The following is a 22,846-nucleotide window of genomic DNA, read 5'->3' as shown; positions in this document are numbered from 1 at the left end:
GCGGGCTCGCGCTGTCAGGCCGTCACGGCATCATCGTCGCGAGGTCCTTGGGCATGGTGTCCTTCACGTCCTGCCACTCACCCTGGGTGACGTGGCGGCGCAGCGTGTCCAACACCACCTGGGTCACCCGCTCCGGACCACCCTCCGCGTCGTACGGGAAGCCCTGCCGCACCTCGTAGAGGAAGTCGTCACGGTTGAGCTTGATCGGCACGTCGGACGGCACCCAGCCGTCGAAGTAGATGCCCCGCACCAGCACCGGCAACTGCTGGGCGAACTCCACGCTCTCGTCCACCGGCAGCCGGTCGCGCAGCAGGTGCAGCACCGTGCGCAGGGCCGCGTACGACTGGTTGCGCCGTTCCTTCGGCCAGCCGTAGGCGTTCTCGATGTCCTTGAGAATGAGGTTCGTCTTGTCCAGCGAGGACTCGAACGCTGAGATCATCGAGTCAGCCATCGGTCGACCCCCGTTCCGTGGTGTCCCACCGTCGGTCGTCGGCGCGGCGCGGCGGCCCCACCGGGCCACGGCGGGGCCGCACCGGGCTGCCCTGCGGGGCGCGCCGGGCGTTGTCGGCCGCGCCGACCACGTGCAGGACGGCACCACGCCGTCGATCCGTCACCACTCGAACCGTCATCCCCGTCACCTCCGTGTCGTCTCCGGCGTCGGCCGTCCTCGGGCGGCCGTACCCACCGCGTCCACACTCCCTGCGGGTGGGGTGAGTCGTCCCCACCCGGATCGGGTGAGGTCAGCCGGCGTCGAGGAGACCCGCGAGGGTCTTCGCGTTGGTCTGCGCGTAGTCGCGGTAGCAATTGTTCATGAGCACGTGGGTCTGCCCGGCCTCGTCGGCCAGCTCGCGCAGCTTCGGCGCCCAGTCGGCCAACTCCCGCTTGGAGTAGTGGTAGCCGAACTTCTCGTGAATGTCCTTGCTGGTCCACTTGTCGCTGTGCCCGTGGAAGCGCATGACAGCGAGGTCCGCGGTGGCGGCCAGCACCGGAGGCAGCGACGAGCGGTGGCCCTGCGGCATGTCCACGCAGACGTACGGCAGTTTGTGCTCGCGCAGGAACGCCAGGGTCTCGTCGGCGTTGTCGCCGTCGAACCAGGAGGCGTGCCGGAACTCGTACACCGGGCGCAGCGGCGCGCAGCGCTTCGCCACCTCCAGCAGGTACTGCTTGTTGGCCCGCTTGATGGTGAACCAGGGCGGGAACTGGAACAGCAGCGCGCCCAGCTTGCCGGCCTCGACCAGCGGGTCCAGCGCGGACAAGAAGCGCGTCCACACCTCCTCGTACGACTGCGCGGGCAGGTCGTCGGGGTAGACGTTCTTCTTGTCGGTCTCGGGGCGCAGGTCCTTGTAGAGCGCGCTGACCCGGGTGGGGTGCCCGGTCAGCAGACTGAACGCCTTGATGTTGAAGGTGAAGCCGGCCGGGGTGCGCTCGGCCCACAGCCGCGCGGTCGCCTCGGCGGGCGGCGAGTAGTAGGTGGCGTCCACTTCGACCAGCGGGAACTGCCGGGCGTAGTAGGCCAGCCGCTTCTCCGGGGTATCGGCGGTCTGCGGATACCAGCCCGAGTCCAGCAGTGTGCGGTCGGTCCAGGACGCGGTGCCCACGAGGATGTCACCCATTGTGGAAGTCCATCGCGTCGCGGACCGACCGGCAACCGCTGGGGTGGCTCAGGCCGCCCGCCGCTCGCGAGTCTGCTTGCACGTCACGCAGGTGGTGGCGGACGGGAAGATCTCCAGCCGCTCCACCGGGATCGCCGCCGAGCAGCCCTCGCACCAGCCGTAGGTGCCCTCCTCGAGCCGGCCGAGGGCGTGCTCGTACTGGGCGCGGCGGTCGAGGATGGTGCGCAACAGGGACTGGGCGGTGTCCCGCTCGGCGGTCTTGGTGCCGCTGTCGGCCTGGTCGTCGCCGGCGGTGTCGCCGACCTCCACCAGCCGCAGCACCTGGCTCTGGAGCACCGCCTGGTCGTACTCCGCGGTCAGCTCGTCGTAGCGCGCCTGGAGCGACTGCCGGATCTGATCGATCTCCGTCTGGGACCGGGTCGTACCGACCGTGTCGTGGACGAGCATCGCTGCCTGCCTTTCCTGGGCCTGTGGCTCAAGGTGAACCGGGTGCCGGCGGCGCGGGGCCCCGGTCACGGTCGCGTTCGGTGCGCGGGCGATCACCCGCGCTCTGTGAGCCGGGCGAGTACCCGCCGGATCAGGCGCGCAAACCGACGAATTCTCGGTTGTTGTCAGTCGCCGCCGCCGGGTTCCACGAGCGCCGGTCGGCGGGGGTCGTCGGCGCGTACCACGACGTCGGCGAAGCTCGCCGGGACGACCTCCTCGGCGTACCGGTCGAAGGCCGGCAGCGCCCACTGCTGGGCCGGTTCGGTGCGCCGGCGCAGCGCCGCCGGGGACAACTCCAGGTGGACGGTCACGTCGAAGGGCAGACCGCCGCCGAGCAGCAGCGAGCCGCTGACCAGAACGACGCCGCCGGGTGCCAGGTCGACGTAGCGGGCGCGACTGGCCCGGTCGGCGTCGGCGTCCCAGAGCGACGGAAGCAGCCGGCCGCTGCCGCCCGGACCGGCCGGGTCGAGCACCTCGCGGCGCAGCCCGGCCTCGTCGACCCAGGCCTCGTAGAAGGAGTCCGGGTTGGTGCGCCCCAACTCGAAGCGCAGCGACGCGGGGCGCAGGAAGTCGGTGGCGCGGACGTGCAGCACCGGGTGGCCCTGGGCGCGCAGCGGGTCGACCAGCGCCGCGGCCAGCTCGTCGGCGCCGGCGGCGGGGGCGCCGTCCACGGCCACCCGCAGCCGCGCGGGCCCGGCGGCGGCGCTCGCGGCGCGGGTCGCCGCGTCGGCCAGCCGGCCGGTCAGCTCGGTGACGAGCAGGTCGGGCGAGATGGGGCGGATGCGCACCGGACCATCCTGCCCCGCGCCGGCTACGTGGGTGCCGCCGGTCAGCCGCTGCGGTCGATGGTGACCCGGGCGTCGTCGGCCAGCCGGTAGCCCACGCCGTAGACGGTGGTGACCAGTGGCACGTCCACGCCGACCTTGCCGCGCAGCCGACGCACGTGCACGTCGACGGTGCGCACGCCAGCGTGCTCGTAGCCCCAGACGGCGTTGAGCAGTTGCAGCCGGGTGAACACCCGGCGCGGGTGCGCGACCAGGTGCAGCAGCAGGTCGAACTCCAGCCGGGTCAGCGGCAGCGGCTCCTCGTCGCGCAGCACCGAGCGCGACGAGGCGAGGATGTGCAGGGCGGGGATGGTCGGGCTGATCGGGCGGGCCGGCGACCGGTTGGCGGGCGCCTGGTCGGGGCGGCGTTCGGCCGGAACCGAGCCGATGATCACGCCTTCGCCCCGCTCCAGCATCTCGCGAGCGGCCTCCAACAGCCGGCGCGCAGCCGGGGTCAGCGACTCCTCACAGGCCAGCGGGATGGACAGCGTCACGGTGAGCACGGGCGCGGCGGTGTTCGCCGGGCGACGCTGACCGCCGGGAGGTCGACCGGGCACCGCGGGTTGGGACGTATGCCATCCGGCGCGCGACGAGGCGGGGCTGACCGACATGGTCCTCCTTGGGCTGGTCCGGGTATCTCCCCACGGCCCGGGACGCCGCTTCATCGATGCTTCCCGGCGCCTGGGCGAGGGTCAAGAGGCGGCTGCGTTGCATGAATGTGACAATTGACGAACACATCGGAGCCAGATGCTCGCTCTGCGTACGAGGCCTGATGATTACAGCAGAGTCGTCGAGATGCCCCGTTACGGGGGTCCCCGACCGGTTCACCAGGCGGTCACATCGCCGCCGGACCAGGGCTCAGCTGCTGTGATCCACGCTGATCGGGGCCTCGTCGGCCAGCCGGTAGCCGACGCCGTAGACGGTGGTGACCACCTCCGAGCCGGCCAGCTTGGCGCGCAGCCGGCGGACGTGCACGTCCACCGTCCGGGCCACCGCGTGCTCGTAGCCCCAGACGCTGGAGAGCAGTTGCAGGCGGGTGAAGACCCGGCGGGGCCGCTCGGCCAGGAACAGCAGCAGCTCGTACTCGATGCGGGTCAGCGCGATGACCCGGTCGCCCTGGCGGACCATCCGCGAGCCGGCCAGGATGCGGACGTGGTCCGGTGCGGCGGGCGGCGCGGCGGGGCGTGGGGCCGGTCGCGGCCCCGACGCGGGCTCCTCCACGGCACGCAGTTGCCCCTCCCCCGACTCGGCCAGTTCGCCGAGCAGCTGCACCAGCCGGGCCAGCCGAGGGCTCAGCGGCCCGGGGACGAGATCGAGGGTGATGGTCAGGGTCGGGCTGGTGCGCGGACGGGCCGGCGGGCGCACGCCGGGGTGACGGCGCGTGGGGATGGCGACGACGGACATGGTGCCTCCTGAGTGGCGGTACGCGCGCCACGCCGGGTGTGGCGTGACGGTCAGCGGCGCGCCCAGCCGGCGTTGACCGGGGACGCGAGGGGAGATGGGTGGTGCAGTGGGGTCGGGCCGAGGGCCGGGAGCCCGGCGATCCGCCAGGCCGCGAACCCACCGACCACATCGGTGGCCCGGTGCAGGCCGACGTCCTGCAACGCGGCGGCGGCCAGCGACGAGGTGTATCCCTCCTGACAGAGGATCATTACCGGCACGTCGTAGTCGACGGCCTGCGGCAGCCGGGCCGGGCAGCGTGGGTCGAAGCGCCACTCCAGCACGTTGCGTTCGACGATGAGCGAGCCCGGCACCACGCCGTGCGCGGCCCGCTGCGCAGCCGGGCGGATGTCGACCAGCAGCGCTCCGGCCCGGTACGCCAGGTGCGCCCGCTCCGGGTCCAGCCGGCGCAGCCGGGCCCGCGCGGCGGCCAGGATCTCGTCGATGCCCCGGGAGCCCGGTGGTGGCACGGGGGCGGGACAGTGCTCGGCGGTTGTCTGCATTCTCGGTTCCTTCCGGTGACAGGGGTTCTCGGTGGGCGCGGCTACCAGGACCGGCCGGCCTCGGCGACCTCGGCGACCCGCAGCCGCCCGTCCAGGAGGTGATAGCGGGTCATCCGCAGCAGCGCCGGCCGGTAGACGTGCACGCTGACCGCCGGCGCCGAGCCCCGGTTGGTGACCTGGTGCACGTGCCGGGGGCCGAAACGGCGGCCCGCGCCGGCCGGCAGCAGTCGGGGGCGTAGTCGACCGGCGCCGACCGTCTCCTCGGTGAGCACCCCACTGACCACCCGGAACGCTCCGGAGGATCCGCCGTGGTCGTGCAGGTCGGTGCCCTGCCCGGGCAGCCAGCTCAGCGCCCACACCTCGTGCTCGTCGCTGACGGCGAGGCGGGCGTACCAGCGCTCGGCGCTGTCGAAACGCAGCGCGACCGGCCAGCCGGCCGGGTCGGCCCATCCGGCGGCAACGGTGAGCAGGTCGGGCTCCGGACGGTGGTGCGTCATGGCGGTTCCTCGCGGGTCGTTCGGCGGGGTGCCCTCGTACTCTAGACGGCAAACCCTATAGGTTTAGTAGGTAATTCCGTCTGGTGGGACGCAGGTCAGCCGCTCGGGTGAATCAGCGCAGGACGGGCGGGTCAGCGCGGTAGCCCGGCAACGAGGGCCAGCGCACTGTCAACACCACCGACGCGCGCTCGGCGAACCAGGAATGGTCCACCCCACGTGCCCACACCACGTAGTCGCCCGGCGCGGCCAGCCGTACCGTCCGGTCCGGCAACTCCACCCGAAAACACCCCTCGACGAGTACGAGCAGAGTGGTGCGTACCTCGCCGGTCGCCCACCGGGACCGGGCCTCCCCGGGCGGATGCACGCCCCACTTCACCTCGACGTCGGTGCTGTGCCGGATCTCCCCCGGCGGCGCGAAGTGCCCGAGCAGCCAACCGGCGTTGGTGGCGCCGTCGACGCCCGCGTTGCCCACGTACACCGTCTCACCCATCGGACCCCTCCCCCAGCGCGCCGGCCGAGCAACCTATCAGGACCGGTGTGGCTAGGGCGTGTCTCCCGGATCTCGTCGAGCCGAGACGAGGCCCCGACGGCGATCCGGCAAGGCGGCTGGACGTCCGGATACAACACCGGTATCCGGACGTCCAGCCAACGCCGCCGGGCGTCCTCCGGGCCCGTCGTAGGCCGGCGAAGATCCGGGAGACACGCCCTATCCTGGAGCGGTGACCGAGAACCTCGACGCCGAGACGCTGGCGTTCGCCCACCGGATGTTCGACCTGGCCCGAGCCGGCGCCACCGACGAACTGGCGGCGCAGATCGACGCCGGCCTGCCGGTCAACCTCACCAACGACAAGGGCGACACGCTGCTCATCCTGGCCGCGTACCACGCCCACCCGGACACGGTCGCCGCCCTGCTCAGCCGCGGCGCCGACCACACCCGGGCAAACGACCGAGGTCAGACCGCGTTGGCAGCGGCGGTCTTCCGCAGCAGCACCGAAGCGGTCCGCGCGCTCCTCGCCGCCGGCGCGGATCCGGCACACGGCAAGCCGTCGGCCGTCGAGACCGCGCGCTTCTTCGACCTGCCGGAGATGGCCGAGCTGCTGCGCGTCGGCTGACACCGGCACGCCCGGCCGGTATACAGGGTCGGTGGAAGATCCTCTGCCGGAGCAGATGCGGGCAGCCGCCACCGCGCTGCTGACCGCGCTCGACCCCGCCGCCCGCGAGAGCGCCGTGCACTCGTTCGACGACGAGGCGGCCCGACGCTGGCTGGAGTACCGGCCCCGACCTCGACCGGGCGTCTGCCTCGCCGAGCTCGACGTCACCGCCCGCAAGGCCGCCCACCGGTTGCTGGCCACCGCGCTCAGCCCCTCGGCGTACGCACAGGCGATGGCGATCATCTCGCTGGAGGAGGTGCTGGACCGGGCCGAGGGCTGGCAGCGCGGGCGGCACAGCGCCGACTACTGGGTGGCCGTGTTCGGCGACCCGGCGCGCGACGACCGTTGGGCGTGGCGACTCGAAGGGCACCACCTGTCGGTGAACATGACAGTGGTGGACGGTCAGGTCTCCCCCGCGCCGATCTTCTTCGGCGCCAATCCGGCCGCGGTCCGCTACGCCGGCCGTCCGGTCTCCCGCCCCCTCGGTGTCGAGGAGGACCTGGCCCGCGCCCTGCTCGACGCGCTGGGCCCCGCCGAGCGGGCGGCCGCGATCATCGCCGACGAGGCACCGGCGGACATCATCAGCGCCACCCGCGGGCGGGTCGACGCGCCGCTGGAGCCCCTCGGCGTCCCGGCGGAGCGGCTGGGACCGACCGGCCGCGCGCTGCTCGACCAGGTGGTCGCCCTCTACCTCGACCGGCTGCCACCCGAGCTGGCCATCCGGGAGGCGACCCGACTGGACGCCGGCCCGCTGCACTTCGCCTGGGCCGGCCCGACCCACCCCGGGCGACGGCACTACTACCGGGTGCAGGGCGACGACCTGCTGATCGAGTACGACAACACCACCGCGGACGGCAACCACGCACACACCGTGCTGCGCCGCCCCGCCAGCGACTTCGGCGCCGACGTCCTAGCAACCCACCACCAAACCCACCCCCACTGACCCCGCGCCCGCCCTAGCCCGCACCTCGCCCTCGCCCTCGCCCTCGCCCTCGCCCTCGCCCTCGCCCTCGCCCTCGCCGATCTTGCAGTTTCGGCGGTCGAGTTGCCCGGTTGGTGGCTTTCGCCGGCACCGAAAGTGCAAGATCGACGGGTGGGGGTGCCCGTCCGGGGCGGGTGGCCGTCAGGGGGTGGCCGTCAGGGGGTGGCCGTCAGGGGTGGCCGTCAGGGGCGGGTGGCCTCGATGAGGAAGCGTTGGGCGTGGGCAACGAAGGGACCCTCGTTGGCGATGCGGTGGTGGAGGTCGCGCAGTGGTGCGCGGTAGCGGTCGACCGTGAACCCGGGCACCGTCCAGATCACCTTGCGCAGGAACCAGACCACCGCGCCGATGTCGGCGAAGGTCACCCGCAGCGTGGCCCGGCGCAGGTCGACCACCCGCAGGCCGGCGGCTTCGGCGGCGGCGACCGCGTGCTCGGGGTGCCGCTGGGTCGGCGGGGGCAACGGCCCGAGGATCGCCTCGCTGAGCTCCCGCATGGTGCCGGCCCCGATCTGCTGCGACAGGAACGTCCCGCCCGGCCGCAGCACCCGCGCCGTCTGAACCCAGTCGGTACGCACCGGGTGCCGACTGACCACCAGGTCGAACGAGGCGTCGCGAAACGGCAGCGGCCCGTCCGGCGCGACCGCGACCACCGACGCGCCGACCCGACGTAGGGTCCGGCGGGCAACCTCCACGTTCGGCGGCCATGCCTCGGTCGCCGTCAGCAGCTTCGGTGGACGCGGCACCTCGGCGAGCACCTCCCCGCCGCCGGTGTCCACGTCCAGCGCCGCGTCGGCCCGCGCCATCCGGTCGGCGACCAGCCGGGCGTACCCCCAGGGTGGACGCTCCTCGGTGGCCCGGCCGGCCAGCCAGCCGAAGCCCCAACCATCGACGGGCGCGGCGGCGGCCTCCGCGATCAGGTCCTCGGCGTCACGCTCAGCGGTCATGGCGGCCAGCTTCGCGGCCGGCCACCCGGCCGGCAACCCATTTGCCGCCGCCCGGCCGGGGGTGTCCGGGGTGGATCTCAGCCGAGGCCGAGCCCGTGCTCTTCGAGGGCGGCCTGGAGGATTCCGAGCGCCTTCGGGCCCATGCCGTGCAGCCTGGCCAGGTCCGCCCGGGGAACGCCCGCGAGCTGGCGCAGCGCGGTGTAGCCGGCGCCGTGCAGTGCCCTGGTGGCGGGCGCGCCGATCTTCGGGAGCGTGTCCAGAGAGGAGGTCATCCCGGGATGCTAGACCGACCAGTCGCAGGGATGCCGGCCCCGCAGACCAGGGCCACTCGCCGGCCGGGCGCCGTGTCCGGCGGGTCGGGCGCGTCGGGCGGGTCAGGTGCGGCGGGTCGGGTGCGTACCTCGCGAGTCGGGGGACGCGCCCAGCGGGTCGGGCGCGTCCGGCGGTCGGGTGACGGCGGGCCGGCCCGACGGGTGGGTCAGGGGCGGGCGATCTCGCCGGTGGAGCCGGCGAGCGCGTCCAGGCCGCCGGCCTCGGCGCGGCCGCTGTCGAACTGACGCATCAGCCGGGCGCCCAGGTGCACGCCGACCCCGCCGACGGCCAACGCGACCAGTTCGGTGACCAGGATCGCGACCGACGCGCCGCGCTGCGGGGAGTGTGACCGGACCAGGCAGGTGAGCAGGAACATGGCGGCCATCACCGCGTTCACCAGGTTGAAGGCGACTGCGGTGCGGCGGGTACGGTCGCCCGGCACGTCCCACAGGTCGACCATGCCGGCCATGGTGGTCAGCGCGGCGGCGACCAGGGCGGCGACGCCGGTCCAGTAGCCGACCTCGCCGAGGAACGCGGGCCCCCCGATCACGTCGGTGAGGTCGAAGACGGTGGCGCTGACGAAGAGCCCGAGCGGGAACGTCACCAGCATCGGTTGGATCGGGTGCCCCTGCACCCGCAGCCGGCTCTGCATCGGTCCTCCCCCAGGTCGGCGCAGTTCACGTGACCAGAGTGCTACCCGGGGCCGGTCGAGACGAAACGATGCCGCCCGACTCGCCGCCGGCAGGGAGAACGGGCACCGTGGCCGCGCCCGCCGAGGCCGGACGGCCAGACCGACGGGTGATCGACCGCACGGCCCGAGCGGACGACCCGACCCCAGCGGCCAGCGATCCAAGCGGCCCTGGCGGCCGGGGTCAGTTGTCGCGTTGGCGGGAGACCGTCCGGACCAGGCGCTCGGCCACCTCGCGCAGCGGGATGTCCAGCGACGAGGCGGCGGTCCGCAGCACGTCGAGGGCCTCGGCCGGCAGGCATCCGCGCTGCGTCATGATCACGCCGACGGCCTGGCCCACCACCCCGTCGTGCAGGAGCGAGGCGTCCCGTTCACCGGCGAGGGTCATCTGCCGGCCACGGTCGCGGACGGCGGCGAGCAGCAGACCGGCGTGTTCGGCGAGCAGCATGGCGGTCAACTGGTGTTGCGGGGTCAGCAGGTCCGGCGCGGCGGCGTACAGGTTGATCGCTCCGATGACCTGGTCGTCGATGTCGACCGGTGCGGAGATGACCCCGCGTACGCCGAGGTCGCGGGCGTGCGCCGTCCAGGCCGGCCAGCGGAGCTCACCGGTCAGGTCGGCGGCGAGGATCATCTCGCGGCGGTGGATCGCGCTCATCGCGGGCGTGTCCGGCCCGTGTCGCAGGTCGTCCAGCCCGGCCAGCCCCTCGTCGGAGGCGGCCACCCCGGCCGGCTCGCCGGCCCGCAGGGCGGTGAACCCGCACCAGCGCACCCCTGCGACGGCGTCCCGGGTGACCCGGACCAGGGCCAGCAGCGCCTCATCAAAGTCGGTCAGGGCGATCAGCCCGGCGGTCAGCTCCCGTAACAGTGCCGCTGCTTCCAGGACGCCGAGGGTGTGCACCACCGGTTCCCGCGTGTCGAGGTTCACCGGTTCGCAGCCTCCGTGCCGCCTCGCGCCTGCCCGGCGCGCATCGTCACCTGTGTCATCGTCTGCTCTCTCCCGACTCGACCGACCAGCCCTACTACCCTGGGAATCCTGGGTCGAAACGGCGTAAATCGGGGCCCCGGTCGCGCACGGAGGCGCGATCGGGGCCCCGACGGTCGATACGTCAGCGCGAGGCGCCGCTGAGCCGCCGCCCGATCGACGCGATCAGACGGTCGAGCTCGGACCCGAACGGGTTGTCGTGCACCAGGTACGTCCAGGTGGCGGTGGGCCGGACCAGGGTGCCGTCGTCGGGCTGCCAGTCCTCATCAAATTCGGTCTCGGTGAAGGTGGCGATGGTGCGGGCCTCGATCTCCGGGATCAGGTCGTTGAAGGCCGGCACCGCGGCCCGGTGGAACTCGTCCAGCGGGTCGAGCCGGCCCAGCGCGCGCAGGTGCACGCCCTCGCGGACCTCCGACAGCTCGGCCAGGTGCTCGGCCCAGAGCCGGTCCAGGTGGTAGAGCGCGATCGACCGGGCGGCACGAGCGAGCAGGTCCTCGTCCATCTCGCCGGCCTTCTCGGGCTCCTTCTCCAGCAGCATCACCGCGGCCACGTCGCTGGTCAGCAGCCGCTCCCGGCGTGCGGCGAGGGCCTTGCGCTGCTGCTCGATCACCACGCTGTAGCGCCAGGTGTTGCGGTGGATCTCGTGGTTGACGCCCTCGGCGACCCGCTGGGCGTGCTCCACCGCGTAGTCGACCTGCTCGTCGGTCACCAGACCGTCGGCGTTCATCCGCGGCGAGGCCGGCACCGAGTCGGCGGCGTGCCGGACGACGAGGTCGTCCTCCAGGCTGACGAAGAAGACCGAACCGCCCGGGTCGCCCTGGCGGCCGGCCCGACCGCGCAGCTGGTCGTCCACCCGGCGGCTGTCGTGCCGGCCGCTGCCGATCACGTAGAGCCCGCCCAGCTCGGCGACCCGCTCCTGGTCGGTCTGGTCGCTGCCGCCGAGGCGGATGTCGACGCCACGGCCGGCCATCTGGGTGGACACGGTCACCGCGCCGTACGCGCCGGCCTCGGCGATGATCGCGGCCTCTTCGTCGTCGTTCTTGGCGTTCAGTACGACACAGGGCACGCCGGCGGCGTTCAGCCCGGCGGCCAGCCCCTCGGACTCCTTGACGTCCAGGGTGCCGACCAGCACCGGCCGCCCCTTGGCGTGCCAGCGCTGGATCTCGTCGATCAGCGCCTCGTCCTTCTCCGCCCGGGTGGCGTAGATGCGGTCCGGCTCGTCCTCGCGGATGCACGGGGTGTTCGGCGGGATCACCGCGACCTCGAGGTCGAAGAACTCCCGCAGTTGGTCGCCGACCAGCACCGCCGTGGCGGTCATCCCGCAGACCTTCGGGTAGAGCGCGATGTACGCCTGCATGGCGATGGTGCCGAGCACCTCGCCCTCGGCGGTGGCGTCCAGCCCCTCCTTGGCCTCGACCGCGGCCTGGAGACCGTCCGGCCAGCGGCGGCGCTGGGCCACCCGGCCGCGCATCTCGTCGACCAGCTCGACGGAGCCGTCCCGGACGATGTAATCCACGTCACGGTGCAGCAGGGCGTGCGCGTGCAGCGCCACGTTGACCGCGGAGAGCTGCGCGACGTGCTCCTCGTCGTACAGGTCGATGCCGAGCTTGGCCTCCATGGCGGCCAGGCCGGCGGAGGTGAACGCCACGCTGCGCCCGTCCTCGGCGACCGTGTAGTGCTTGCCCTTGCGCAGGCCGCGAACGAGCGCGGCGGCGGCGTGCACCGGGTCCTGCTCGCCCGGCACCGCGCCGGCCAGGACCATCGGCACCCGGGCCTCGTCGATCATGATCGAGTCGGCCTCGTCGACGATGGCGGTGGTCAGCGCCGGCTGCACCCGGTCTTCCACGTCGGTGACCAGCTGGTCGCGCAGGTAGTCGAAGCCCGCCTCGCTGACCGAGACGTAGGTGACGTCGCAGGCGTACGCGTCGCGCCGCTCCTGCGGGGTGGAGGCCTCGTTGACCCAGCCGACGGTGAGGCCGAGCAGGGTGTAGACCGGCTCCATCCACTGGGCGTCGCGGCGGGCCAGGTAATCGTTGATGGTGAGCACGTGCACCGGGCCGTTGCCGAGCCGGACGTGCCCGTACGCGGCGATCGTGGCGGTCAGTGTCTTGCCCTCACCGGTGGCCATCTCGGCGACCTTGCCGGAGAGCAGCGACATCGCGCCGAGCAGCTGCACGTCGTACGGCCGCTGGTCGAGGCCACGGCGGGCGGCCTCACGGCCGACGGCGCAGATCTCCTCGTAACCGGCGGCGGCACCCGCGGCCGCGGTCAGCTCGGCGTCGTCGAGCGCGGTGAGCTCAGCCTCGCGCGCCTCGATCGCCGGGAGCAGTTTCTCCAGCGGAGCAAGATCCACGGTCGAGCCGGGGCGCTGGAGGAACCGCCGGAACTTGCTCTTGAACCGTTGCGACACACCCATGAGCGGCAACGGTACGCGATTCCGGGCGGTGCGCGCGGCCCGGCCGGCCGGCAAGTTGGCCTTCCTGGGGCGCGGTCAGCCGACCAGCAGCTGGTGGCTGGCGAGTTCCCGGTACAGCGGGTCGGTGGCGGTCAGTTCGGCGTGGGTGCCCACGGCCACCACCCGGCCGCCGTCGAGGACGACGATCTGGTCGGCGTCGACCACGGTGGCCAGCCGGTGCGCCACGATCAACAGGGTCCGGCGGACGGCCACGGCGTCGATGGCGCGGCGCAGCGCGACCTCGTTGCGGGAGTCGAGGTTGCTGGTCGGCTCGTCGAGCAGCAGCACCGGCGGGCCGGCGAGCAGCGCGCGGGCGATGGCCAGGCGCTGCCGCTCACCTCCGGAGAGCAGCACGCCGCCCTCCCCCACCTGCACGTCGAGGCCCAGCGGGGTGCGCTGCACCAGGTGGCCGAGGTTGACCTCGTCGAGGACGTCGCGCAACCGGTCGTCGGTGGCGTCCGGGGTGGTGATCAGCAGGTTCTCCCGCAGCGTGCCGGCCAGCACGGGAGCCTCCTGCTCGACATAGCCGAGCCGGGCCCGCAGCGCGTCACGGGGCAGGTCCCGTACATCGGTGCCGTCGAGTCGGACCGCGCCGGCGCTCACCTCGTAGAAGCGTTCGACCAGGGCCAGCACTGTGGACTTGCCGGCGCCGGAGGGACCGACCAGGGCGGTCCGGGTGCCGGCGGGGACCGCGAAGCTGACCTCGTGCAGCACCGGCTCGCCGCCCGGGTAGCCGAAGCCGACGCGGTCGAACTCGATCATCGGGGTCGGGCGGCGCGCGGTCGCCGTCGCGGCGGTGGGCGCCGGTCGGTCGTCCGCGCCCTCCGCGGGTACGGCCAGGATCTCCTCGATCCGCTGGAGGGCGCCCAGGCCGGACTGCAACTGGGTGTACGCCCTCAGCACCTGACCCAACGGCAGCGCCAGCAGGAACAGGTACATGACGAACGCGACAAGGTCGCCGACGGAGATCGCCCCGGCGGCGACCCGCGCGCCACCGATGCCGAGCACCAGCAGGAACGCGCCCTGCACGGTGACCGAGCCGATCGGGCCGACCAACGCCTGCACCCGGGCCACCCGCAGCCCCGCCGCGTACGCCTCCCGCGCACTGCCGGTGACGGTCTCCGTCTCCCGGGTCTCAGCGCGGCTGGCCCGGATGGTCCGGGCCGCCGAGATGGCCCGCTCCACCGCCGAGGTCATCTCGCCGATGCGCTCCTGGGCGACTCGGGCCAGCGCCCGCACCCGGCGGGCGAAGGTGGCGGCGAAGGCCAGCCCCAGCGCCACCCCGAGCAGGGTGACGCCGAACAGCAGTGGGTCGAGCAGCACCATGGCCGTGCCGGCGCCGACCACCGTCACCGCCCCGGTGACCGTCTCGAACAGCCCGGAGGTGACGACCGCGCGCAGCAGTGTGGTGTCCGAGCCGACCCGGGAGAGCAGGTCGCCGGTGCGTCGGCGGTCGTACTCGGCGATGGGCAGCCGCAGCAGGTGGCCGGCGAGCCGGCGCCGGGTGCCCAGCACCACTCCCTCGGCGGTGCGTTGCAGCAGGTAGTCACGCAGCCCACCGATCGCCGCGCCGAGCACCACGAGGGCCACCAGCACCGCCACCAGCCGGGACACGCCCTGCTCGGCGCCGATCCGCTCGAGCACCGACCGGGTGAGCAGCGGCTGCGCCAACGACGCCGCCGAGCCGATCAGCGACAACGCGCCCACCACCACCAGGGTGCCGCGGTGCTCCCGCAGGTAGGGCAGCAACGCGGACAGGCCGACCGACCGGCCCGCGGGGTTGCCGCCGGCCGGTCGGTCGGTCGAGGTGTCGCCGGAAAGCGGCCGGTCCTGCACGGTGCTCATGGCGCGAACGGTAGCCGCCCCCGGCACGCGGCGAAGGCGGGTCAGGCGGCGAGCACCACCTGAAGCTCCTGGCGGCGACGGTCGGCCAGGTCGGTGAGGAGGGTGGGCGCCTCGTCGAACGGCACCACCGCCGAGACGAGGTGCTTGCGGATCGCGTCGCCGTACGTCCTGAGCAGGTCGACGGTCTCGGCGGAGAGCCGTTCGCGGTCCCAGGTGGGGGCGAGCCCGCGCGGCACCCGACCGATCTGGGCGCAGCGCAACGACAGCCCGTTGTGGTGGAACTCCTCACCGAGGCGGACCGCGTCCGCGCCACCCTGGTAGAAGGCGAGGTCGATGACGGTGCCCTGGGGCCGCAGCAGCCGCAGGGCGAGGTGCAGCGCCCACGCCTGCCCCCGGCACTGGAACACCACGTCGGCGCCCCGGTCGCCGGCGGTGTGCGCCCAACGGGTCTTGAGCACCACCGCCGGGTCGTCCGCGTCGGGGTCGAGGGTTTCCAGACCGAGCGCCTCGGCGACCTGGCGGCGTTGCGGGGTGGGGTCGAGCACCACCACCGACGCGGCGCCGTTGCGCCGGGCGAACAACGCCGTCAGCAGCGCCACGACACCAGCGCCGACGACGGCGACCCGTCGGCCGCGTACCCCGTCGCCGAGCGCGCGGACGTCGGTGCCGTGCAGGTCGGCGGCGGCGTGCAGCAGACCGTTGGCGCAGATCGGGCCCATGTGCGCGACGTAGACACCGAGCAGCGGGTCCAGGTCGTCGGGCAGCGCCACGAACCGCTCGGCGACCGGGTCGGCCAGCCAGCCGGTGCGGTGCCCGTACGTCATCGCGCCGACCGTGCCCACCGCGATGGCCGGGGTCTCGCTCTCCACCACCCGGCCGACCTGCATGTAGCCGAGTCGGGTCACCGGGTAGGGCGTGCTGGCCTCGCCCGGCTGGAACAGGCCCAGGTCGGCGTTCCAGGTGACGTTCAGGTAGGGGTTCGTGCCCTTGACGTAGCTCAGCTCGGTGCCGGCGGAGACACCACTGAACAGCGTCTCGACCCGGAACGTGCCGGGGCGCAGCGGGGCGGCGTCCTGCTCGACGAGGTCGACCCGGCCGGGGCCGGTGACCACCACGACCTTGTCACGCATCGACGGTCACCCCGGTGGCGAGCACCGTCGGCGCGGTCGCGGCGGCGAGCCGCACGGTGGCGCCGGTACGGGCCGAGTCGGCCACCGCGAGGGCCAGGCGCTGGGTCGCGAGGGCCTCGGCGTACGGGACGCGCACGTCGTCGCCGATGCCGCGGACGGCGTCGACGAAGGCGCGGTCCACCGCCACCCGGGCGGCTTCCGGGTCGGCGGGGACGTGTCGTTCGCCGTCGGCGTCGCGGATCGACAGCCCGTCCTCGGTGATCGCGAGGGCCAGCCCGTCGGCGAGGATCTCCAGGCCGGCGCGGTGCTTCCAGCCGAGGACGCAGGCGGCGCTGAGCGTGCCGACCGCGCCGTCGGCGAAGCGCAGCGCGGCGGTGGTCACCGAGTCGATGTCGGCGCCGTCGACCGGCGGTGGGGTGCCGTTGCCGTACGCGGTGACCTCGGTGACCTCGCCGGCCAGCACCCGGATCAGGTCGAGCACGTGGGCGGCCTGCTCGACCACCGGCCCGCCGGAGCGGTCCCGCCGCGACCACCACGCCACCGGGGGCACCTTGTCCAGCCAGGCCCCGCTGACCATCCGCACCGGCCGGTCGGCGAGCAGGTCGCGAGCCTGGTCGAGCACGCTCAGGTAACGCCAGTGGTGGCCGACGGCGGTGCGCAGCCCCCGCCGTGCGACCAGGTCGGCGATCCGCTCGGCGGTGCTCAGGTCGACCGCGACGGGCTTCTCCACGAACATCGGCAACCCGGCCTCGATCACCGCCTCCTCGGCGGGACCGTGCGCGAACGGTGGCACGCAGACGTACACGGCGTCCAGCTCGGTGGCCAGCAGCTCGGCGACGTCGGCGCAGGCCCGCCCGCCGTGCTGTGCGGCCAGCGCGGACGCGGCCTCCGGCGCGACGTCCGTGACGCCCACCACCTCGACGTCGTCGAACCCGGCCAGTACCCGCGCGTGGCGTTGTGCCACGCCGCCGGCTCCGACCAGACCCACCCGGCAGTTCCGCATTCCGACACCCCTTCGAAGACTTTTCATCTGCGGTGGGAGCAGTCCCCTGGGCTGTGCGCAATCAAACGTTCATCACCCGGGAACGCATTGTCGTCACCACTGTGATCAAGCTGTTGCCGAGAATGCGGTTAGCGCGCGATGAGGAATGGGAACAACCAAATTTGGTTTTTCCACGCACGAACGGAGGGGTGCCCGTGCGGGATACGACATCGAGTGTGTCGCCGGTGGTGGAGGCGTGGGCTACGTACCGGACGACGTCGGCGGCGGACTGGCCGACCCGTCGGCTGTTGCGTGCCAAGGGTGAGACCCGGGTCAGCGTGGTGCTGCCGGCCCGCAACGAGGAGGCCACCGTCGGCGCTATCGTGTCGACCATCCGGGAGCACCTGATGGATAGGGTGGCCCTGGTCGACGAACTGATCGTGGTGGATTCCCGCTCGACGGACCGGACCGCCCAGGTGGCCCGTGCCGCCGGCGCGGAGGTGGTCAGTCAGGACGCGATGACCCGGGGGTTGCCCCGGCTCACCGGCAAGGGCGACGCGCTCTGGGCCGGGCTGGCCGCCGCCGAGGGGGACGTGGTGGCGTTCATCGACGCCGACCTGCGGGAGTTCCGGCCGCACTTCGTGAGCGGGCTGCTCGGCCCGCTGTTGACCGACCCGTCGGTCGACTTCGTGAAGGGCTTCTACCACCGGCCCCTGGTCGGCACCGCGAGCGTGGAGCAGGACGGCGGGGGTCGGGTGACCGAGTTGATGGCCCGACCGCTGCTCAACCTCTTCTGGCCCGAGCTGGCCGGCTTCGTGCAGCCGCTCGCCGGCGAGTACGCGGCTCGCCGGGAGGTGCTGGCCCAGGTGCCGTTCGTCTCCGGGTACGGGGTGGAGACGGCCATGATGATCGACCTGCTCGAGCTGGTCGGGCTGGACGCGCTGGCGCAGGTCGACCTCGGTGAGCGCAAGCACCGCCACCAGGACACCGCGGCCCTGGGCCGGATGTCCGCGCAGATCATGTTGACCGCCTGGTCCCGGCTGCAACGGCGCGGCTGGGCGACCCCCGGTTTCGCGCCGGAGGCGTTGCTGACCCAGTTTCGGCGCGGTGGTTCGGACACCCTGCCGAACCTGGACCGCGAGATCGTGGTCAGCGACGTGTCCATCGAGGAGCGCCCACCGTTGGCCGAACTGCGCCACCGGGTGCCCCGTCGCCGGGTGGCCGCCGCGTGAGCGCGAGGAGTGCGCCGATTCTGCGAGCCCCGCAGTCGCTGACCTGCGGCACAGCGACCGGCCGGAAGGGACGAGACCGATGAGCCTCACCGTGCTGATGAACGCCGGCCCGTGGCTGTCGGTGCCACCGCCCGGCTACGGCGGCATCGAGAACGTCATCGCCACGCTGGTGCCGGAGCTGCGGCGACTCGGTGTACGGGTGGTGCTCGCCTCGGTGGGCAGCAGCACCCTGCCGGTGGACGAGCAGATCTCGGTCTTCGCCGACGGGCAGTTCGCCGCGTTGCAGCGGCCGTACAACCAGGTCTGCGGCATCGCCCAGGCGCACCTGGCCGGCGTGGTCCGGGAGCTGCACTCCCGCGACGACATCGACCTGGTGCACGATCACGTCGAGGCGGTCGGGCTGGCCACCCTCGCCGCGATGGGGCCGGCCGGACCGCCGACCCTGCACACCCTGCACTGGGACCTGGCCAAGCACCCGGCTCTCTACGGCAGCCTGGACGGCGGCGACCGGGTCCGGGTCAACGGTGTCTCCGCGTCGCAGCTGGCCCGCGCCCCGTTGGCTCTGCGGGAGCACTCGGTGGGGCACGTGCACCTGTCCACGCCGCTCGCCGTCGACGCCGACCGGCGGCCCCGACCGGACAAGGGCGAGCACCTGCTCATCCTGGGCCGGATCAACCCGGGCAAGGGGCAGGACGTGGGTGCCCGGCTCGCGCACCGGGTCGGTATTCCGCTGGTGCTGGCCGGCCCCGTCGGTCCGTACCACCGGCCGGCCGACCTGGCCGCCGCCGGCGACGAGGCCCGGCAGAATCCGGACGTGCGGTTCTTCCTCGACGAGGTGGCGCCGCACGTCGACGGTGACCTCGTTCGCTGGATCGGCACCGTCGCCGGCCAGGAGCGCGACGACCTGCTCGCCAGCGCCCGCGCGTCGCTGTTCCCGCTGCGGTGGGAGGAGCCGGGCGGCACGGCGGTCGTCGAGTCGCTCGCCCTCGGTACGCCGGTGGTGGCCACCGCCCGGGGTTGCCTGCCGGAGCTGATCGAGCACGGCCGTACCGGGCTGCTCACCACCGACGAGGAGGAGTTGGGTGACCTTGTCCTCGCCGCCGAGTTGCTCGACCCCGACGAGTGTCGGCGGGTGGCCGCGCAGCGGTTCACGCCTGCGGTGATGGCGCAGCGTTACGTCGAACTGTACGAGCGGGTCCGGCAGTCGGCGAGCGCGCCGAGGTTGCTGCCGGCCTGACCGACAGCGGGCCGGCCGGTTTGCCGGTCGCGTCAGCGGGTAGGCGGCAGCGCTCATGCCCGCCGCGCGACGAGGAGCCGGGAATGGTCGGACCGATGGCGCACTCCCGGGCCCGACCCAACCCGGCCGACGGCAAACCGCCGGTCCGTCGCGCGGCGGCGACGGTGGGGGTGCTGTTCCTGCTGGTCGGGGTGCTCGGCTTCGTGCCGGGGATCACCACCGGCATGGACGCGCTGCGCTTCGCCGGCCACGACTCGGGCGCGTACCTGTTCGGCGTCTTCCAGGTGTCGGTGCTGCACAACCTGGTGCACCTGGCGTACGGGGTGGTGGGGTTGCTGTTGGCCCGGACGGTCACCGGCGCTCGGGCGTTCCTGATCGGCGGCGGCGCGGTCTACCTGGTGCTCTGGCTCTACGGGCTGGCGGTGGACCACGACACCGGGGCGAACGTGCTGCCGGTCAACGACGCCGACAACTGGCTGCACCTGGGGCTCGGCGTCGGCATGATCGCACTGGGCGTCCTGACCGGCCGGCCCCGTCGCTGACCGCCGACCCCGGCCTGACCGGCCGGCCCCGTCCTGACCTGGGGTTGCGGGACGTGACCTGCCTCGCCCCGCCGTCGGTCCGGTTTGATCGGGTACGGCCTCGGGTAGTTGGCAGATCCCGACCCAGCAGCGAATTGAGGCGCCGATGTCGAGCGGGATCACCTGCGAGGTGCGTGCCACAGCACCGGTGGCGGTCGTCCGGCTCACCGGTCCGCTGCACCTCGGCACGATGCGCTCGGTGCACCGGGCGCTCTGTGACGCGCTGGTCGACCAGCCGGAGGCGCTGGTGGTCGACATGGCCGGGGTGAGCGTGGAGGACCGGTTGGCGCTGTCCGTGTTCGCCGCGACCGCCCGCCGGGCCGAGGAGTGGCCGGCCGTGCCGGTGCTGCTCTGCGCCCCGTCGCCGGTCGCCGCACGATGGCTGGCCGAGTCGACCACGTGCCGGGTGCTGCCGGTCTCCGCGGACTGCGCGGAGGCGACCCGGTTGGCCGGCACGACGTCCCCGTTGCGGATGCGGGCCCGGCTGGAGCCGGTGGCCGGGGCCTGTCGGCGGGCCCGGGAGTTGGTCACCGACGCGTGCGCGCGGTGGAACCTGCCCGACGCGTCCGGCCCGGCCGCGTTGGTGCTCAGCGAACTGGTGGGAAACGTGGTGCGCCACGCCGGCACGCCGATGCAGGTGACGGTGACCCTGCGCCGGCCGTACCTGCACCTGGCGGTGGTGGACGGCAGCAGCGCCCAGGCCCGTGCGGGCGGGACGGACCTGCACGCCGAGGGTGGGCGAGGGTTGATGCTGGTCCGGGAGCTGACCCAGCGGTGGGGCAGCGTGCCGGCCGGTCAGGGCAAGGCCGTCTGGGCGATGCTGCCGGCAACCTGAGCGTTCGAGGTGCTTGCCCCGGTCCTGGCGATCTGACCGAAATTACCGTCGTTGGCTGGTTACATGGTGTGAGGGTGGGTAGAGCACGCCCGTCCTTTCTGCCGTCACGACGGGGTGAGCAGCCATGCCCAAGCGGGTAACCACAGAACCCGGTCGAGATCGGGGCCCGGCGATCCTGGCACCGGCCCGCTTCGGGGGCTTCCCGGGACCGGTACGCGCACCGGTCCCCGGCAACTCGTTGATCAAGTTCCTCGCCACCACCGACCACAAGCAGATCGGCCTGCTGTATCTGCTGACCTCCTTCGGCTTCTTCGTGTTGGCCGGCCTGGAGGCGATGGTGATGCGGGCCGAGCTGGCCCGCCCGGGGATGCAGATCCTCTCCCCGGAGCAGTACAACCAGCTCTTCACCTCGCACGGCGCGGTGATGCTGCTGCTCTTCGCCACGCCTGCGGCGTTCGGGTTCGCCAACTACATCGTGCCGATCCAGATCGGCGCGCCGGACGTGTCGTTCCCCCGCCTCAACGCGCTCGCCTACTGGCTGTACCTCTTCGGCGGGCTGATGGTGATCGGCGGCTTCCTCACCCCGCAGGGGTCGGCGGACTTCGGCTGGACCGCGTACGTCCCGCTCAGCAGTGTCGAGAACACCCCCGGGGTGGGCGCGAACATGTGGGTGCTCGGCCTGGTCGTCTCCGGGCTCGGCACCATCCTCGGCGCGGTCAACCTGATCACCACGATCCTGACCCTGCGCGCCCCCGGCATGACCATGTTCCGAATGCCGATCTTCACCTGGAACATGCTGTTCACCAGCGTGCTGGTGATCCTCGTCTTCCCGCTGCTGGCCGCCGCGCTGCTGGCGCTCTCCGCCGACCGGCTGCTCAACGCGCACGTCTACGACGCGGCCACCGGCGGCCCGATGCTCTGGCAGCACCTCTTCTGGTTCTTCGGCCACCCCGAGGTCTACATCATCGCGTTGCCGTTCTTCGGCATCATCACCGAGATCATCCCGGTCTTCTCCCGCAAGCCGCTCTTCGGCTACACCGGGATCGTGCTGGCCACCATCGCCATCACCGTGCTGTCGATGACGGTCTGGGCGCACCACATGTTCGCCACCGGCCAGGTGCTGCTGCCGTTCTTCAGCATCCTGAGCTACCTGATCGCGGTGCCCACCGGTGTGAAGTTCTTCAACTGGATCGGCACCATGTGGAAGGGTCAGCTCACCTTCGAGACGCCGATGCTGTTCGCCATCGGCTTCCTGGTCACCTTCCTGCTCGGTGGCCTCACCGGCGTCCTGCTGGCCAGCCCGCCGGTCGACTGGCACACCCACGACAGCTACTTCGTGGTGGCGCACTTCCACTACGTGGTGTTCGGCACCGTGGTGTTCGCCCTGTTCGGCGGCTACTACTTCTGGTGGCCGAAGATGACCGGACGGCTGCTCGACGAGCGGCTCGGCAAGGCGCACTTCTGGACCATGTTCATCGGCTTCCACGGCACCTTCCTCGTGCACCACTGGCTGGGCAACGAGGGCATGCCACGCCGGTACGCCGACTACCTGCCCACCGACGGCTTCACCACCCTGAACACCATCTCCACGATCTTCTCGTTCATCCTCGGCCTGTCCACGCTGTTCTTCATCTACAACGCCTGGAAGTCCTGGCGGTACGGGGCGATGGTGACGGTGGACGACCCCTGGGGCTTCGGCAACTCCCTCGAATGGGCCACGAGTTGCCCGCCGCCCCTGCGCAACTTCGACCGGATGCCCCGGATCCGCTCCGAACGTCCGGCGTTCGACCTGAAGTACGGCCCGCTCGTCGCCGATCTGGGCCGCGACCTGCCGCAGCGCACCACCAAGCCGCCACAGCACCTCGCCGAGGAGTTCCGGATGGAGCACCACGCCCCGGAGTCGCCGTCCGCCGAGGGCGCGCACGGCGCACGCGACGCGGTCGACTACCAACCGGCGCCGCGCTCCGGCGCCCGACCGGTGGACGTGCCGGAGCCCGAGGGCGTCCGCCGGCCGAGCTTCGAGCAGAGCGACCCACCGAAGGACGCCGAGGACGCGCCGAAGCCGCACGAGCGCTGGCGCCACCCGCACAGCGAGGGCAACCCCGAAGAGCACTGACCAGGGGTACGCGC

The 22,846-nt window shown here is 72.7% G+C and carries 25 protein-coding genes; 7 read left to right on the top strand and 18 right to left on the bottom strand.

Annotation, left to right across the window (positions count from 1 at the left end):
- Positions 1 to 22: 22 nt before the first annotated feature.
- The 10 genes from ABTW72_RS27770 to ABTW72_RS27725 form a co-directional block, all read right to left on the bottom strand.
- Positions 23 to 451 carry a DUF2267 domain-containing protein gene (locus ABTW72_RS27770; RefSeq protein WP_347661067.1) on the bottom strand — a complete coding sequence of 143 codons (429 nt, stop codon included), beginning with the start codon at positions 449 to 451 and terminating at the stop codon, positions 23 to 25.
- On the bottom strand, positions 444 to 629 hold the full coding sequence (locus ABTW72_RS27765) for a hypothetical protein (protein WP_350863492.1): 186 nt from the start codon (positions 627 to 629) through the stop codon (positions 444 to 446). The genes ABTW72_RS27770 and ABTW72_RS27765 overlap by 8 nt, the downstream gene beginning before the upstream one ends.
- Before the next feature lie 111 nt (positions 630 to 740).
- Complete coding sequence (locus ABTW72_RS27760) at positions 741 to 1,613, bottom strand: DUF72 domain-containing protein (protein ID WP_112587446.1); 873 nt, start codon at positions 1,611 to 1,613, stop codon at positions 741 to 743.
- Between the two features lie 48 nt (positions 1,614 to 1,661).
- Positions 1,662 to 2,060, bottom strand: a complete 399-nt coding sequence (locus ABTW72_RS27755; RefSeq protein ID WP_091408390.1) for a TraR/DksA family transcriptional regulator — start codon at positions 2,058 to 2,060, stop codon at positions 1,662 to 1,664.
- Positions 2,061 to 2,224: 164 nt separating this feature from the next.
- A complete protein-coding gene (locus ABTW72_RS27750; protein ID WP_350863489.1) occupies positions 2,225 to 2,887 on the bottom strand; it encodes a nucleoside/nucleotide kinase family protein in 663 nt (220 codons plus the stop codon).
- Positions 2,888 to 2,928: 41 nt separating this feature from the next.
- Entirely contained in the window at positions 2,929 to 3,534 is a 606-nt protein-coding gene (locus ABTW72_RS27745; protein WP_112587450.1) for a winged helix-turn-helix domain-containing protein, read from the bottom strand.
- A gap of 247 nt (positions 3,535 to 3,781) precedes the next feature.
- A complete protein-coding gene (locus ABTW72_RS27740; RefSeq protein WP_112625602.1) occupies positions 3,782 to 4,327 on the bottom strand; it encodes a winged helix-turn-helix domain-containing protein in 546 nt (181 codons plus the stop codon).
- Positions 4,328 to 4,377: 50 nt separating this feature from the next.
- Entirely contained in the window at positions 4,378 to 4,866 is a 489-nt protein-coding gene (locus ABTW72_RS27735; RefSeq protein ID WP_350863486.1) for a rhodanese-like domain-containing protein, read from the bottom strand.
- A 41-nt stretch (positions 4,867 to 4,907) separates the two neighbouring features.
- A complete protein-coding gene (locus ABTW72_RS27730) occupies positions 4,908 to 5,363 on the bottom strand; it encodes a cysteine dioxygenase (RefSeq protein ID WP_350863483.1) in 456 nt (151 codons plus the stop codon).
- A 112-nt stretch (positions 5,364 to 5,475) separates the two neighbouring features.
- A complete protein-coding gene (locus tag ABTW72_RS27725) occupies positions 5,476 to 5,853 on the bottom strand; it encodes a signal peptidase I (protein WP_091408370.1) in 378 nt (125 codons plus the stop codon).
- Positions 5,854 to 6,127: 274 nt separating this feature from the next.
- Here ABTW72_RS27725 and ABTW72_RS27720 point away from each other — a divergent pair, with 274 nt between their 5' ends.
- Together ABTW72_RS27720 and ABTW72_RS27715 are read left to right on the top strand one after the other, a co-directional pair.
- Positions 6,128 to 6,475 carry an ankyrin repeat domain-containing protein gene (locus tag ABTW72_RS27720; protein ID WP_502892255.1) on the top strand — a complete coding sequence of 116 codons (348 nt, stop codon included), beginning with the start codon at positions 6,128 to 6,130 and terminating at the stop codon, positions 6,473 to 6,475.
- A gap of 31 nt (positions 6,476 to 6,506) precedes the next feature.
- Positions 6,507 to 7,457 carry a DUF3500 domain-containing protein gene (locus ABTW72_RS27715; protein WP_350863477.1) on the top strand — a complete coding sequence of 317 codons (951 nt, stop codon included), beginning with the start codon at positions 6,507 to 6,509 and terminating at the stop codon, positions 7,455 to 7,457.
- Between the two features lie 221 nt (positions 7,458 to 7,678).
- On the opposite strand, the gene ABTW72_RS27710 is transcribed toward ABTW72_RS27715, so the two are convergent.
- The 8 genes from ABTW72_RS27710 to ABTW72_RS27675 form a co-directional block, all read right to left on the bottom strand.
- The gene (locus tag ABTW72_RS27710) at positions 7,679 to 8,437 is read right to left on the bottom strand and encodes a class I SAM-dependent methyltransferase (RefSeq protein ID WP_350863474.1); all 759 of its coding nucleotides are present in this window, start codon (positions 8,435 to 8,437) and stop codon (positions 7,679 to 7,681) included.
- Between the two features lie 77 nt (positions 8,438 to 8,514).
- Positions 8,515 to 8,709, bottom strand: coding sequence for a helix-hairpin-helix domain-containing protein (locus ABTW72_RS27705; RefSeq protein ID WP_350863472.1), 195 nt, complete (start codon positions 8,707 to 8,709; stop codon positions 8,515 to 8,517).
- A gap of 206 nt (positions 8,710 to 8,915) precedes the next feature.
- Positions 8,916 to 9,401, bottom strand: coding sequence for a DUF2231 domain-containing protein (locus tag ABTW72_RS27700; RefSeq protein WP_350863469.1), 486 nt, complete (start codon positions 9,399 to 9,401; stop codon positions 8,916 to 8,918).
- 220 nt (positions 9,402 to 9,621) lie between these two features.
- Positions 9,622 to 10,362 (bottom strand): GAF and ANTAR domain-containing protein, encoded by a 741-nt coding sequence (locus ABTW72_RS27695; RefSeq protein WP_350863467.1) that lies wholly within the window; start codon positions 10,360 to 10,362, stop codon positions 9,622 to 9,624.
- A gap of 181 nt (positions 10,363 to 10,543) precedes the next feature.
- Positions 10,544 to 12,835, bottom strand: coding sequence for an accessory Sec system translocase SecA2 (gene secA2 / locus ABTW72_RS27690; RefSeq protein WP_091408348.1), 2,292 nt, complete (start codon positions 12,833 to 12,835; stop codon positions 10,544 to 10,546).
- 75 nt (positions 12,836 to 12,910) lie between these two features.
- A complete protein-coding gene (locus ABTW72_RS27685) occupies positions 12,911 to 14,719 on the bottom strand; it encodes an ABC transporter ATP-binding protein (RefSeq protein ID WP_350863464.1) in 1,809 nt (602 codons plus the stop codon).
- Positions 14,720 to 14,760: 41 nt separating this feature from the next.
- Complete coding sequence (locus ABTW72_RS27680) at positions 14,761 to 15,849, bottom strand: zinc-dependent alcohol dehydrogenase (protein ID WP_350863461.1); 1,089 nt, start codon at positions 15,847 to 15,849, stop codon at positions 14,761 to 14,763.
- Positions 15,842 to 16,852, bottom strand: coding sequence for a Gfo/Idh/MocA family protein (locus ABTW72_RS27675; RefSeq protein ID WP_350863459.1), 1,011 nt, complete (start codon positions 16,850 to 16,852; stop codon positions 15,842 to 15,844). Before ABTW72_RS27675 ends, ABTW72_RS27680 begins: the two co-directional genes overlap by 8 nt.
- Positions 16,853 to 17,079: 227 nt before the next feature.
- Here ABTW72_RS27675 and ABTW72_RS27670 point away from each other — a divergent pair, with 227 nt between their 5' ends.
- The 5 genes from ABTW72_RS27670 (at position 17,080) to ctaD (ending at position 22,832) form a co-directional block, all read left to right on the top strand.
- Entirely contained in the window at positions 17,080 to 18,063 is a 984-nt protein-coding gene (locus ABTW72_RS27670) for a glucosyl-3-phosphoglycerate synthase (RefSeq protein ID WP_350863677.1), read from the top strand.
- 79 nt (positions 18,064 to 18,142) lie between these two features.
- The gene (locus ABTW72_RS27665) at positions 18,143 to 19,300 is read left to right on the top strand and encodes a glycosyltransferase (RefSeq protein ID WP_350863456.1); all 1,158 of its coding nucleotides are present in this window, start codon (positions 18,143 to 18,145) and stop codon (positions 19,298 to 19,300) included.
- Between the two features lie 83 nt (positions 19,301 to 19,383).
- The gene (locus ABTW72_RS27660) at positions 19,384 to 19,842 is read left to right on the top strand and encodes a DUF4383 domain-containing protein (protein WP_350863453.1); all 459 of its coding nucleotides are present in this window, start codon (positions 19,384 to 19,386) and stop codon (positions 19,840 to 19,842) included.
- A 145-nt stretch (positions 19,843 to 19,987) separates the two neighbouring features.
- Positions 19,988 to 20,716, top strand: coding sequence for an ATP-binding protein (locus tag ABTW72_RS27655; protein WP_350863450.1), 729 nt, complete (start codon positions 19,988 to 19,990; stop codon positions 20,714 to 20,716).
- Between the two features lie 124 nt (positions 20,717 to 20,840).
- Positions 20,841 to 22,832 (top strand): aa3-type cytochrome oxidase subunit I, encoded by a 1,992-nt coding sequence (ctaD, locus tag ABTW72_RS27650; RefSeq protein WP_350863447.1) that lies wholly within the window; start codon positions 20,841 to 20,843, stop codon positions 22,830 to 22,832.
- Positions 22,833 to 22,846 lie beyond the last annotated feature (14 nt).

Source organism: Micromonospora sp. NPDC127501 (genome assembly GCF_040302185.1).
In the GTDB taxonomy this organism is placed as follows: Bacteria; Actinomycetota; Actinomycetes; order Mycobacteriales; family Micromonosporaceae; genus Micromonospora.
This window is presented reverse-complemented; position numbering and strand designations above follow the sequence as displayed.

Coding starts and splice junctions, on each gene's coding strand:
- ABTW72_RS27660 (WP_350863453.1), top strand. CDS start 19,384: ATGGTCGGACCGATGGCGCACTCCCGGGCCCGACCCAACCCGGCCGAC.
- ABTW72_RS27755 (WP_091408390.1), bottom strand. CDS start 2,060: ATGCTCGTCCACGACACGGTCGGTACGACCCGGTCCCAGACGGAGATC.
- ABTW72_RS27710 (WP_350863474.1), bottom strand. CDS start 8,437: ATGACCGCTGAGCGTGACGCCGAGGACCTGATCGCGGAGGCCGCCGCC.
- ABTW72_RS27685 (WP_350863464.1), bottom strand. CDS start 14,719: ATGAGCACCGTGCAGGACCGGCCGCTTTCCGGCGACACCTCGACCGAC.
- ABTW72_RS27665 (WP_350863456.1), top strand. CDS start 18,143: ATGAGCCTCACCGTGCTGATGAACGCCGGCCCGTGGCTGTCGGTGCCA.
- ctaD (WP_350863447.1), top strand. CDS start 20,841: ATGCCCAAGCGGGTAACCACAGAACCCGGTCGAGATCGGGGCCCGGCG.
- ABTW72_RS27700 (WP_350863469.1), bottom strand. CDS start 9,401: ATGCAGAGCCGGCTGCGGGTGCAGGGGCACCCGATCCAACCGATGCTG.
- ABTW72_RS27735 (WP_350863486.1), bottom strand. CDS start 4,866: ATGCAGACAACCGCCGAGCACTGTCCCGCCCCCGTGCCACCACCGGGC.
- secA2 (WP_091408348.1), bottom strand. CDS start 12,835: ATGGGTGTGTCGCAACGGTTCAAGAGCAAGTTCCGGCGGTTCCTCCAG.
- ABTW72_RS27680 (WP_350863461.1), bottom strand. CDS start 15,849: ATGCGTGACAAGGTCGTGGTGGTCACCGGCCCCGGCCGGGTCGACCTC.
- ABTW72_RS27745 (WP_112587450.1), bottom strand. CDS start 3,534: ATGTCGGTCAGCCCCGCCTCGTCGCGCGCCGGATGGCATACGTCCCAA.
- ABTW72_RS27720 (WP_502892255.1), top strand. CDS start 6,128: ATGTTCGACCTGGCCCGAGCCGGCGCCACCGACGAACTGGCGGCGCAG.
- ABTW72_RS27760 (WP_112587446.1), bottom strand. CDS start 1,613: ATGGGTGACATCCTCGTGGGCACCGCGTCCTGGACCGACCGCACACTG.
- ABTW72_RS27655 (WP_350863450.1), top strand. CDS start 19,988: ATGTCGAGCGGGATCACCTGCGAGGTGCGTGCCACAGCACCGGTGGCG.
- ABTW72_RS27765 (WP_350863492.1), bottom strand. CDS start 629: ATGACGGTTCGAGTGGTGACGGATCGACGGCGTGGTGCCGTCCTGCAC.
- ABTW72_RS27675 (WP_350863459.1), bottom strand. CDS start 16,852: ATGCGGAACTGCCGGGTGGGTCTGGTCGGAGCCGGCGGCGTGGCACAA.
- ABTW72_RS27730 (WP_350863483.1), bottom strand. CDS start 5,363: ATGACGCACCACCGTCCGGAGCCCGACCTGCTCACCGTTGCCGCCGGA.
- ABTW72_RS27725 (WP_091408370.1), bottom strand. CDS start 5,853: ATGGGTGAGACGGTGTACGTGGGCAACGCGGGCGTCGACGGCGCCACC.
- ABTW72_RS27740 (WP_112625602.1), bottom strand. CDS start 4,327: ATGTCCGTCGTCGCCATCCCCACGCGCCGTCACCCCGGCGTGCGCCCG.
- ABTW72_RS27705 (WP_350863472.1), bottom strand. CDS start 8,709: ATGACCTCCTCTCTGGACACGCTCCCGAAGATCGGCGCGCCCGCCACC.
- ABTW72_RS27770 (WP_347661067.1), bottom strand. CDS start 451: ATGGCTGACTCGATGATCTCAGCGTTCGAGTCCTCGCTGGACAAGACG.